Source organism: Streptomyces sp. NPDC047028 (assembly GCF_040644095.1).
Taxonomy (GTDB): Bacteria; Actinomycetota; Actinomycetes; order Streptomycetales; family Streptomycetaceae; genus Streptomyces.
Genome location: NZ_JBEYVS010000030.1, coordinates 26,394 through 37,518, shown reverse-complemented (window position 1 = coordinate 37,518; position 11,125 = coordinate 26,394). Strand labels below are relative to the sequence as shown.

The window sequence follows — 11,125 nt, the reverse complement described above, 5'->3', positions numbered from 1 at the left end:
CCCCTCACAGGCGTTCGAAGGAGCGGCGCAGCTCCCAGTCGGTGACGGCTGCGTCGAAGGCGGCGAGTTCGACGCGGGCCATGTTCCGGTAGTGGTCGACGACCTCGTCGCCGAAGGCCGACCGGGCGATCTCGCTGTTCTCCCACAGCTCGGCGGCCTCGCGCAGGGTGGCGGGCACGTGGGCGAAGTCCGCGGTGTAGGCGTTGCCGGTGCAGGGCTCGGGCAGCTGGAGTTTGTGCTCGATGCCGTGGAGGCCGGCCGCGACCATGCCGGCGACGGCGAGGTGCGGGTTGACGTCGCCGCCGGGCAGCCGGTTCTCGAAGCGCAGGGAGCGGCCGTGGCCGACGACGCGCAGGGCGCAGGTCCGGTTGTCGTGGCCCCAGGCGACGGCGGTGGGGGCGAATGAGCCGGGCTGGAACCGCTTGTAGGAGTTGACGGTGGGGGCGTAGAGCAGGGCGAAGTCGCGAAGGGCGGCGAGCTGTCCGGCGAGGAAGTGCCGCATGACCTCGGACATGCCGTCCGGGCCGGGCATCACGCTGGTCCCGTCGGCGTCGGCGAGGGAGAGGTGGATGTGGCAGGAGTTGCCCTCGCGCTCGTTGTACTTGGCCATGAAGGTGAGCGAGACGCCCTCCTGGGCGGCGATCTCCTTGGCTCCTGTCTTGTACAGCGCGTGCTGGTCGCAGGTGACGAGGGCCTCGTCGTAGCGGAACACGATCTCGTGCTGGCCGGGGTTGCACTCGCCCTTGGCGGACTCGACGGTGAGGCCGGCGCCGGCCATGTCGTTGCGGATCCGGCGCAGCAGCGGCTCGATGCGGCCGGTGCCGAGGATCGAGTAGTCGATGTTGTACTGGTTGGCCGGTGTCAGGCTGCGGTAGTTCGCGTCCCAGGCCTGTTCATAGGTGTCCTTGAAGACGATGAACTCCAGCTCGGTGCCGACGTGCGCGGTGCAGCCGAGTGCGGCGAGGCGCTCCAGCTGGCGGCGCAGGATCTGGCGCGGGGCGGCGGCGACCGGGGAGCCGTCCTCCCAGGCCAGGTCGGAAAGCAGCAGGGCGGTGCCGGGGTGCCAGGGGACGCGGCGCAGGGTGGCGGGGTCGGGGCGCAGGGCGAAGTCGCCGTAGCCGCGGTCCCAGGAGGACATGGCGTAGCCGTCGACGGTGTTCATGTCGGTGTCGACGGCGAGGAGGTAGTTGCAGCCCTCGGTGCCGTGATGCAGGACCTCGTCGAGGAAGAAGCGGGCGGCGAACCGCTTGCCCTGGAGCCGGCCCTGCATGTCCGGGAAGGCCAGGACGACGGTGTCGATCTCACCGCCGGCGACGAGGGTGTGCAGCTCCTCGACGCTCAGCGGGGGTGTGCGGTCTGCCACGGGAGAGCCTCCTTGGGCTTCTTCGGCGTCTTCGCTACGCATAAGGTATTGCTTCGAACCATTGCCAGGGAAGGGGGCACGGCCCATGTCGCGGGACGGGACTTCGAGGCCGGCCGACCGGCTCGCCGCCGTGCTGCGGCCGGTGCGCGCGGGCAACGGCTTCGAGGAGGCGCTGGAGCAGATCCTCCAGGTCGTACGGCTGGGTCTGGTGCCCGGCGGCGAGCGGCTGCCGGCCGAGCGGGAGCTGGCCGAGCGGCTGGGGGTCAGCCGGGTGACGCTGCGCGAGGTGCTGAAGGTCCTCCAGGAGCAGGGGCTGGTGGAGGCCCGGCGTGGGCGGTACGGCGGAACGTTTGTGCTGCGGCGCGCGGACGCGGGCGGACAGGACGAGCTACGGCGGCGGATCGCCTCGGTCGACATCGAGGACGTGCTGCGGTTCCGCGAGGTGCTTGAGGTGGGCGCGGCCGGGCTGTGCGCGGCGCACGGGCTGGACGAGGAGCAGACGGCGCGGCTGCGGGCCGCGCTGGACCGCACGCGGGACGCTCCGCTGGGCGAGTACCGGCGGCTGGACACCCTGCTCCATCTCACCCTGGCCGAGCTATGCGGGTCGCCGTCGCTGACCGCGCGGTACGCGGCGGTCCGGGCCACGGTGAACGACCTGCTCGACTGCATCCCGCTGCTGGTGCGCAACCTGGAGCACTCGCAGCGCCAGCACGCGGCGCTGGTCGAGGCGGTACTGGACGGGGACGCGGACGGGGCGCGGGAGACGATGCGGGAACACTGCGCGGGCACGGCGGCGCTGCTGCGGGGCTTCCTCGCCTGAGCGCACTCTGCAAAGGTGTAGGTGTGTACCTTTGGGAGGCAGGGTGGGCGCACGACCGCTGATCGGTGTCAGCACCTATCTGGAGACCGCGGCGCGCTGGGGCGTGTGGGAGCTGGAGGCGGCGCTGCTGCCGGCCGCGTACCCGCGCATGGTGCGGCGGGCCGGCGGGCTGGCCGCGATGCTGCCGCCCGACGACCCCGCGCACGCGGCGGCGACGGTGGCCCGGCTGGACGGGCTGGTGATCGCGGGCGGCCCGGACGTGGACCCGGCGTGCTACCGCGCGGAGCGCTCCCCGCGCACGGGGCCGCCGGCGCGGGAGCGGGACGCGTGGGAACTCGCCCTCCTCCGGGCCGCTTTGGAGACCGGGGTGCCGCTGCTGGGCGTCTGCCGGGGCATGCAGCTGCTGAACGTGGCGTGCGGAGGCACGCTGGTCCAGCATCTGGAGGGGCACGCGGAGGTCGTCGGCGTGTTCGGCGGGCACGCGGTGAAGCCGGTGCCGGGGACGCTGTACGCGGGTGCGGTGCCGGAGGAGACGGTGGTGCCGACATACCACCACCAGGCGGTGGAGCGGCTCGGCACGGGCCTGGTACCGGCGGCGCACGCGGCGGACGGCACGATCGAGGCGATCGAACTGCCGTCGGCCCGGGGGTGGGTGCTGGGGGTGCAGTGGCATCCGGAGATGGGGGATGACGGGCGGGTGATGGAGGCGATGGTCGCCGCGGCGGGGTGAGCGGCGTGGGGGTGCGGTTCGTCTGCCGGGTGCGGGTGCGCTGTGGCTTGTCGCGCAGTTCCCCGCGCCCCTGAGGGGGTTGCCTTGCCGTCGGCTGTGAACGAGCCCTGGGGTCCATTCCGTTGGGGGTGCGGTGGTGACGCCGGTGCGGGTGCGTCGTGGCCGATCGCGCAGTTCCCCGCGCCCCTGAGGGGGTTGCCGTGCCGTCGGCCGTGAAAGAGCCCTGGGGTCCATTCCGTTGGGGGTGCGGTGGTGACGCCGGTGCGGGCACGTCGTGGCCGATCGCGCAGTTCCCCGCGTCCCTGAGGGGGTTGCCTTGCCGTCGGCTGTGAACGAGCCCTGGGGTCCATTCCGTTGGGGGTGCGGTGGTGACGCCGGTGCGGGTGCGTCGTGGTCGATCGCGCAGTTCCCCGCGCCCCTGAGGGGGTTGCTCCGCCGTCGGCTGTGAAGGTGCCCTTGCCTTTGACAGCCGGCGGCACTGCCACACCCCAGGGGCGCGGGGAACTGCGCGGCGAGCCGCGGCGGAGCGGCACGTTCAGCCCTGGGTCAGGGAGAGCAACTCCCTTGCTGGGCCGGTGGGGCGGTGGCCCGTGGGCCAGACTGCTCTGAGGTCGCGGCGTAGGAGGATGCCCTCCACAGGGATCCGGACCAGGCGCCGCGTCGCCAGTTCCTCGCCGACGGCGAGCTCGCTGAGGACGGAGGGGCCGGCCCCGCTGACCGCCGACGCCTTCACCGCCGTCGTGGAGGAGAGTTCGATCAGCGGACGCGCCAGCCCGCCGAGCGCCGCGTCCAGGACCTGCCGGGTTCCGGACCCGCGTTCGCGGAGGATCAGCGGCGTGGCCGCGAGTTCCTCGGGAGTCACGGGGCGCCGGCGCCGGGTCCAGGGATGGCCGGGGGACGTGACGACGATCAGCCGGTCGTGGGCGATCACCGTGGCGTCGAGCCCGGCGGGGACCGAGAGCCCCTCGACGAAGCCGAGGTCGGCCTCGTCGGCGAGCAGCAGTTCCGCGACCTTCGCCGAGTTCCCCGCGAGCAGCGACACCGCCGTGTCGGGGCGTTCGGCGTGGAGCGCCAGGAGCCAGCCGGGCAGCAGGTACTCCGCGATCGTCATGCTCGCCGCGACCCGCAACCGGGAGTCCCGCCGGTCCCGCAGCGCCTGCGCGCCCGCGTCGAAGACGGCCGCCGCCTCCACGATCCGGCGCGCCCAGTCGGTGACCAGGGCACCCGCGTCCGTGAGCCGGGAGCCGCGCGGTGAGCGGTCGACCAGGGCCACGCCCAGCTGCCGTTCCATGGAGCGGATACGGCTGCTGGCGGCCGGCTGGGTGATGCCGACCTCCCGGGCCGCCGCCCCGAGGCTGCCCAGCCGGGCCACGGCCAGCAGCAGCTCCAGCGCGCCGAGATCCGGCACCCGGTGCGCCAGCGAGCCCGCGCCCGCGACTCTGTAGTCGTCGTCGCTCATAAGACCAGCTTATGTCGCACCGTTCAGCGGCCGGCCGCCCGCAGCGCCTCGGACAGGACGCGGGGTGCCTCGGTGAGCGAGGGGCCGTACCAGGTCAGGTGCCGCCCGCTGACAAGTGCGCAGCTCAGACCCGGGAAGGCTTCCGGGCCGTCGCCCGCGGTGAAGGCGTAGGGCTCGTCGGGCAGGACGACGAGGTCCGGGGCCGCCGCGACCAGTTCGGGCAGGGGCACGCGGGGGTAGCGCTCGGCGTGGGCCGCGTGCAGGTGGTCCACGCCGAGGCGGGCCAGCACGTCACCCGCGAAGGTGTCCCGGCCGAGAACCATCCAGGGGCGGCGCCAGATCGGTACGACCGCTGTCCTGCGCTCCGCCGGTGCGGGGAGCGCCGCCCAGGCGGCCTCGGCCCGGTCCAGCCAGCGGGGCCGTACCGGCGCACCGCACGCCCTCAGCACGCGGTCCAGTTCGGTGAACGCCTGCGGCACGGTCCGCACCTCCGTGACGAGGACATCCGGGCCCGCCGCACGCAGGGCGTCGAGGTCGGGGGCGCGGTTCTCCTCCTCGTTCGCCAGCACCAGGTCGGGGGCGAGGGCGGCGATCCGCTCCACGTCCGGGTTCTTGGTGCCGCCGACGCGGACGACGTCCAGGCCGGCCGGATGGCTGCACCAGTCGGTGGCGCCGACGAGGACGCCCGGCAAAGACACCGCGACGGCCTCCGTGAGGGAGGGCACCAGGGAGACGACCCGCATCTAGCGCGTCCGGTCCTTGACCGCCTCGATGTGCTCGGCGACCGCCACCACGATCACCCGGGTGTCGGGGACGGTGGCCCGCCAGCGGTGGCGCACACCGCCGGTCAGGTACAGGGTGTCGCCGCGGCCGAGGCGGTACGCGCGGCCCTCGGCCTCGATCTCCACCGCGCCGTCGGCGACGTACATCAGCTCGTCGTTGCGGTGCTGGAACTCGCGGCCCGCGTCGTGGTCGCCGGTGAACTCGGAGGCGTGCAGCTGGTGGTGGCCCCGCACCAGGGAGCGGAACCGGGGGGAGAAGTCGCCCTCGGCGGACTCGGCGCGGACGACGTCCACGCTGGCCGCGGGGTCGGCGGCGGCGAGGAGTTCCACGGCCGTGGTGCGCAGGGCGTCGGCGAGCTTCTCCAGGGAGCCGCGGCTCGGGCGGGCCTTGTCGTTCTCGACCTGACTGAGGAAGGGCACGGAGAGACCGCTGCGCTCGGCCACCACGGCGAGGGTCAGCTCCAGCGCGCGCCGGCGCCGCCGGACGGCCGCGCCCACCCGCACCGACTGCTGCTCCTTGTGGTCGCCCATCGCTCCCGGTTCCCTCCTTCACCCGTCGTGCCGCGCCCCGGGTGCCCCGGTCCGGCGGCACCCCTTCTGATGAGTTGTCTGCACCCTACGCATGTTCGGCAAACCGTTTCAGGTGCCTGTCACATCCCTGACACGTCCGGCGGCCGGACCCCCACGGTTCGCGCCAGTGCCGTACGGCCGACGCCTACACCGTATGCCCCCTGCTTCAGCGCGCGCACGGGCACGCGTGTTCCCAGCGGGTGGGAGGCGATGGCGCTCCGTGGTTGGCCGGATCCTTACGGTAGGCACGGCGCTCGGGTTATGCCGCGAGGGGTGGGAACTGCCGCGCCCTGACGGACGTACGGCGGTTCCCACCCCTCGGGCGGCGGTCCGGAACTGTCAGGTCACCCGGCCGCCTGGCTCGTGCTGCCGTCCTTGGCGACGGGGGCCCACTTGTCGGCGAGGCCCGGGTGCTGCTTCAGCCAGGTCCGTACGGCGTCCTGCTCCTTGCCCTTGCCGGACTTCTGGATCTGCGCCTCCAGACCGGTGAGCTGCTTCTCGGTCATCGAGAAGTTCTTCAGCCAGGTGCCGACCTCGGGGTTGTCGGCGGCGAAGCCCTTGCGGGCGACGGTGTGCACGCCGTCGCCCTTGCCCCAGGCGCCCTTGGGGTCCTTGAGCTTCTTCAGGTCGTAGTCGCTGTACGCCCAGTGCGGCGACCAGAGGGTGACGACGACCGGCTTCTTCTTGTCGTAGGCGCGCTTCAGCTCGGTCAGCATCGCCGGGGTCGAGCCGTCGATGACCTGGAGGTCGCCCTGGAGGCCGTACTCCTTGAGGACCTTGGTCTTGAGCAGGCCCATCATGCCGGCGCTGGGCTCGATGCCAATGATCTTGCCGTCGAACTCGGAGGCGTGGGTCTTGAGGTCCGCGAGGGAGTTCACGTCCTTCACGTAGGCGGGGACGGTCAGCTCCAGGGAGGTCGGGCCGTACCACTTGCCGAGGTCGTCGAGCCGCTTGCCGTACTTCTTCCAGTACTCGGCGTGGGTGGTGGGCAGCCAGGAGTCCGTCTGGAAGTCGAGCTGGCCGGTGGCGAGGCCGGTGTAGAGGGGGCCGGCCGCGTACTGGGTCGTGGTGACCTTGAAGCCGCGCTCCTCCAGGAGTTCCTTCCACAGGAAGGTGGAGGCGATGCCCTCGTCCCAGGGGATGTAGCCGATGCGGATCTCCTTGCCCTTGCCGACGTTCGTGCCGGAGGCCTCGGAGGTGCCGGAGGAGGAGCCGAAGACGCCCATGCCGCCCGCGACGAGCGCGAGGACGACGACGCCGACGACGGCGACCGCCGGGCGCGGCCGGTACGACCAGACGGTCGGGCGGACCTTGGCGGTGGCCCGGCGGCCCAGCGGGGAGAGCCGGGTGCCCAGCGCGCCGGTCACCCGGTCCAGGTAGATGGCGAGGACGACGATGGCGACGCCCGCCTCGAAGCCGTAGCCGATGTCGACCTGGCCGATGGCCTCGTTGACGGCGCCGCCGAGGCCGCCGGTGCCGACCATGCCGGCGATGACCACCATGGACAGGCCCAGCATGATCACCTGGTTGACGCCGGCCATGATGGTCGGCAGGGCGAGGGGCAGCTGGACGCGCCACAGGATGTTGCTCGGGGTCGTGCCGAACGCCTCGGCGGCCTCGACCAGTTCGGGGTCGACCTGGCGGATGCCCAGCTCGGTCATGCGGACGCCGGGTGCGAACGCGAAGATCAGGGTGGCGACGACACCGGGGGCCGTGCCGAGGCCGAAGAAGAGCATGGCCGGGATCAGCAGGACCATGGACGGCATCGTCTGGAGCAGGTCCAGGACGGGCCGTACGACGGCGCTGACGGCCTTCGAGCGGGCGGCCCAGATGCCCAGCGGTATGGAGAAGACCAGGGCAATGACGGTGGCGACGAGGACGAGCGCCAGCGTCGACATCGCCTTGTCCCACAGGTCCAGCGAGTCGATCAGCGCGAACCCGGCGAAGGCCAGGACGCCGGCGACGAGCCCGCGCAGCCACCAGGCGAGCACCGCCAGGATGCCGGCGAGCAGCAGTGGCGCGGGCGCGGCGAGGACCGTGTCGATGCCGTTGTACATGCCCTCCATGACGGCCTTGATGGCGTCGAAGAGCCAGGACAGGTGGTCGACCAGCCAGTTGACACCGGAGTCGACCCAGTCGCCGAGGTGCAGCCTAGGCACGGGAGATCACCTTCTTCCCCTGGTCGCCGCCGGGGTGGTCGCACGCTCCGGGTTCGCCCTGTTCGTCGCCGAGGAAGCCGACCAGGCGCCGGCGCGGCACGACGCCGACGAGCGTGCGGCCCTCGTCGAGGACGGCCACGGGGTGCGTCAGGCGGGCGCTGATCGCGCACAGTTCCGCGAAGGGGGTCTCCGGGGTGGCGGTCTCGCACCCGCAGTCCGCCTCGTCGCCGCGCACGTCGGTGTCCATGACGGCACCGGCGGTCAGCACGCGGGAGCGGTCGACGTCCTGGATGAAGGACGCCACGTAGTCGCCCTCGGGGCGCAGCAGGATGTCCTCGGCGGTGCCGGTCTGGACGATGCGGCCGTCGCGCATGACGGCGATGCGGTCGCCCAGGCGCATGGCCTCGTTGAGGTCGTGGGTGATGAAGACGATGGTCTTCTTCAGCGTCTTCTGCAGTTCCAGGAGCTGGTCCTGCATGTCGCGGCGGATCAGCGGGTCCAGCGCGCTGAAGGACTCGTCCATCAGCAGCACGTCGGCGTCGGTGGCCAGCGCGCGGGCGAGGCCCACGCGCTGCTGCATGCCGCCGGACAGTTCGTCGGGCCAGGACTTCTCCCAGCCGGCCAGGCCGCACAGGGCGAGCGCCTCGTCGGCACGGCGTACGCGCTCGGCGCGGGGCACGCCCTGCACTTCCAGGCCGTAGGCAGCGTTGTCACGGACGCTGCGGTGCGGGAAGAGCGCGAAGTGCTGGAAGACCATGCTGATCTTCTTCGAGCGCAGCGCGCGCAGGTCGCGGTCGTTGAGCGCGGTCAGGTCCTCGCCGTCGTAGCGGACCTGGCCGTCGGTCGGCTCCAGCAGGCCGTTGAGCATCCGCAGCAGCGTGGACTTGCCGGATCCCGACAGGCCCATGACCACGAAGATCTCTCCGGCCGCCACGTCGAAGGAGGCGTCGATGACGGCGGCGGTCGTGCCGTCGGCGCGCAGTTCCTCCCGATCGGCGCCCTTTCTCAGGCGGTCCACCGCCTCGTCCGGTCGTCTGCCGAACACCTTGTACAGGTGCTCGGCCGCAAGCCTCGCTGACACGCGTACCTCTCGTCCCCACGGCAACAGAAACGGAGCGATCGGGCCGCAAAAACAGTTGAAAGTGCAACCGAGACCGCTCCGAGGCGGCGCCTGCCCAGACGGCCGCAGGCCAAACGCGCGAGTGGCCGGCTTCACACCGGGTTCACGGAGCGGGCGCGGGGCGGCGCGGGCGGGGCGCGTTTCGGTGCGGCCGCCGCTGTCGGTGCCGTACGGCATGATGCGAGCGTGACCGGACATCTCATGCTCCTCGACACCGCCTCGCTGTACTTCCGCGCCTACTTCGGCGTCCCCGATTCCGTGAAGGCGCCGGACGGCACGCCGGTGAACGCCGTGCGCGGGCTGCTCGACTTCATCGACCGGCTGGTCAAGGACCACCGGCCGGAGCGGCTGGTCGCCTGCATGGACGCGGACTGGCGGCCGCAGTGGCGGGTGGACCTCATCCCGACCTACAAGGCGCACCGGGTCGCCGAGGAGCACGAGGGCGTGCCGGACGAGGAGGAGGTGCCCGACACCCTCTCCCCGCAGGTGCCGGTCATCGAGGCCGTGCTGGACGCGCTCGGCATCGCCCGCGTGGGCGTCGCGGGGTACGAGGCGGACGACGTGATCGGCACGTTCACCGCTCGTGCGGACGGCCCGGTCGACATCGTCACCGGCGACCGCGATCTGTACCAGCTGGTGGACGACGAGCGCGGGATCCGCGTGCTCTACCCGCTCAAGGGCGTGGGCACGCTGCAGCTCACCGACGAGGCCGTGCTGCGCGGGAAGTATGGGGTCGACGGCAGGGGGTACGCGGATCTGGCGCTGCTGCGCGGCGACCCGAGCGACGGACTGCCGGGCGTGCCCGGGATCGGCGAGAAGACGGCCGCCAAGCTGCTCGCCGAGTTCGGCGACCTGGCCGGGATCATGGCGGCGGTCGACGACCCGCGGGCCAGGCTCACGCCGTCGCAGCGCAAGCGGCTCACCGAGGCGCGTCCGTACGTGGCGGTCGCTCCCACGGTGGTGCGGGTGGCGGGTGACGTGCCGCTGCCGGACGTCGACACCGCGCTGCCGCGCGGGCCGCGTGACCCGGCGGGACTGGAGGCGCTGGCGGCGCGCTGGGGCCTGGGCGGTTCGCTGCAGCGGCTGCTGACGACGCTCGGAGCATGATCACTGCCGGCTGATCACCACTGGAATATTCCGGTAAAGGGGCCCCGCCGGGCCCGCGGACGCGAGGTGTTCTCTGGGAACGGATGGTAACTTAGGTAAACCTAACCAATTCTTGCAGGAGGCCGTGATGGCAGAGCGTCCGGGACGAAAGCCGCGCAAGATCCATACTGCCCGAGTGGTGCGCACCGAGCGGCTGACCCCGCACATGCAGCGCGTGGTGCTCGGCGGTGAGGGGCTGGCCGGCTTCGCGGCGGACACCTGCACCGACCACTATGTGAAGCTGCTGTTCGGCCCGGCGGGCGTCACATACCCGGAGCCCTTCGACCTGGAGCGGATCCGCGCCGAGTTCCCGCGCGAGCAGTGGCCCGTCACGCGGACGTACACGGTGCGCGCGTGGGACGCCGAACAGCGTGAGCTCACCCTGGACTTCGTGGTGCACGGCGACGAGGGGCTGGCCGGGCCCTGGGCGGGCCGCGTGCAGCCCGGAGAAACGGTCCGCTTCATGGGTCCCGGCGGCGCCTACGCCCCCGATCCCGCCGCCGACTGGCATCTGCTCGCCGGCGACGAGAGCGCGCTGCCCGCCATCGCCCGCGCCCTGGAGACCCTGCCGGCCGGCGCCCGCGCGCACGCCTTCGTGGAGGTGTCCGGCCCCGAGGAGGAGCAGAAGATCGCCTCCGACGTGGACGTCGTGTGGCTGCACCGCGGCGAGCGCCCGGTCGGCGAGGCTCTGCTCGCGGCCGTACGGTCCCTGCACTTCCCGCAGGGCCGCCTGCAGGCGTTCGTCCACGGCGAGGCCGGCTTCGTCAAGGAACTGCGCCGCCTGCTCCGCGTCGAGCGCGGGATCCCGCGCGAGGACCTCTCGATCTCCGGCTACTGGCGCCTCGGCCACAACGAGGACGGCTGGCAGGCCTCCAAGCGGGAGTGGAACGCCCGCATCGAGCAGGAGCAGGAGAGCGCGACGGCGGCCGCGTGAGGTCGTCCCCGCAGGGGTAGGCCGGTTTTCGCGCCGTACCCT

10 protein-coding genes are annotated in these 11,125 nt (G+C 72.3%); 4 read left to right on the top strand and 6 right to left on the bottom strand.

The window, feature by feature from the left end; all coding sequences use genetic code 11:
• Positions 1–4: 4 nt before the first annotated feature.
• Complete coding sequence (locus ABZ854_RS25125) at positions 5–1,363, bottom strand: glutamine synthetase family protein (protein WP_361214628.1); 1,359 nt, start codon at positions 1,361–1,363, stop codon at positions 5–7.
• An 85-nt stretch (positions 1,364–1,448) separates the two neighbouring features.
• Between ABZ854_RS25125 and ABZ854_RS25120 the strand changes: the two genes are divergently transcribed.
• Together ABZ854_RS25120 and ABZ854_RS25115 are read left to right on the top strand one after the other, a co-directional pair.
• Entirely contained in the window at positions 1,449–2,183 is a 735-nt protein-coding gene (locus tag ABZ854_RS25120; RefSeq protein ID WP_361214626.1) for an FCD domain-containing protein, read from the top strand.
• A gap of 43 nt (positions 2,184–2,226) precedes the next feature.
• Positions 2,227–2,913 (top strand): gamma-glutamyl-gamma-aminobutyrate hydrolase family protein, encoded by a 687-nt coding sequence (locus tag ABZ854_RS25115; protein WP_361214624.1) that lies wholly within the window; start codon positions 2,227–2,229, stop codon positions 2,911–2,913.
• Positions 2,914–3,448: 535 nt separating this feature from the next.
• Here the strand turns inward: ABZ854_RS25115 and ABZ854_RS25110 are convergent.
• From ABZ854_RS25110 to ABZ854_RS25090, 5 genes are all read right to left on the bottom strand, one after another.
• A complete protein-coding gene (locus ABZ854_RS25110; RefSeq protein WP_129310073.1) occupies positions 3,449–4,372 on the bottom strand; it encodes a LysR family transcriptional regulator in 924 nt (307 codons plus the stop codon).
• A gap of 23 nt (positions 4,373–4,395) precedes the next feature.
• Entirely contained in the window at positions 4,396–5,115 is a 720-nt protein-coding gene (locus ABZ854_RS25105; RefSeq protein ID WP_361214622.1) for a helical backbone metal receptor, read from the bottom strand.
• Entirely contained in the window at positions 5,116–5,685 is a 570-nt protein-coding gene (locus tag ABZ854_RS25100) for an XRE family transcriptional regulator (protein WP_129310069.1), read from the bottom strand.
• A gap of 383 nt (positions 5,686–6,068) precedes the next feature.
• Positions 6,069–7,883 carry an ABC transporter permease/substrate binding protein gene (locus tag ABZ854_RS25095; protein ID WP_361214620.1) on the bottom strand — a complete coding sequence of 605 codons (1,815 nt, stop codon included), beginning with the start codon at positions 7,881–7,883 and terminating at the stop codon, positions 6,069–6,071.
• Entirely contained in the window at positions 7,876–8,964 is a 1,089-nt protein-coding gene (locus ABZ854_RS25090) for a betaine/proline/choline family ABC transporter ATP-binding protein (protein ID WP_361214619.1), read from the bottom strand. The genes ABZ854_RS25095 and ABZ854_RS25090 overlap by 8 nt, the downstream gene beginning before the upstream one ends.
• 225 nt (positions 8,965–9,189) lie before the next feature.
• Here ABZ854_RS25090 and ABZ854_RS25085 point away from each other — a divergent pair, with 225 nt between their 5' ends.
• Both ABZ854_RS25085 and ABZ854_RS25080 read left to right on the top strand, forming a co-directional pair.
• Positions 9,190–10,110 (top strand): 5'-3' exonuclease, encoded by a 921-nt coding sequence (locus ABZ854_RS25085; RefSeq protein WP_361214617.1) that lies wholly within the window; start codon positions 9,190–9,192, stop codon positions 10,108–10,110.
• 127 nt (positions 10,111–10,237) lie between these two features.
• A complete protein-coding gene (locus ABZ854_RS25080) occupies positions 10,238–11,083 on the top strand; it encodes a siderophore-interacting protein (protein ID WP_361214615.1) in 846 nt (281 codons plus the stop codon).
• The last annotated feature ends 42 nt before the right edge of the window (positions 11,084–11,125 follow it).

Coding starts and splice junctions, on each gene's coding strand:
- ABZ854_RS25120 (WP_361214626.1), top strand. CDS start 1,449: ATGTCGCGGGACGGGACTTCGAGGCCGGCCGACCGGCTCGCCGCCGTG.
- ABZ854_RS25110 (WP_129310073.1), bottom strand. CDS start 4,372: ATGAGCGACGACGACTACAGAGTCGCGGGCGCGGGCTCGCTGGCGCAC.
- ABZ854_RS25105 (WP_361214622.1), bottom strand. CDS start 5,115: ATGCGGGTCGTCTCCCTGGTGCCCTCCCTCACGGAGGCCGTCGCGGTG.
- ABZ854_RS25100 (WP_129310069.1), bottom strand. CDS start 5,685: ATGGGCGACCACAAGGAGCAGCAGTCGGTGCGGGTGGGCGCGGCCGTC.
- ABZ854_RS25080 (WP_361214615.1), top strand. CDS start 10,238: ATGGCAGAGCGTCCGGGACGAAAGCCGCGCAAGATCCATACTGCCCGA.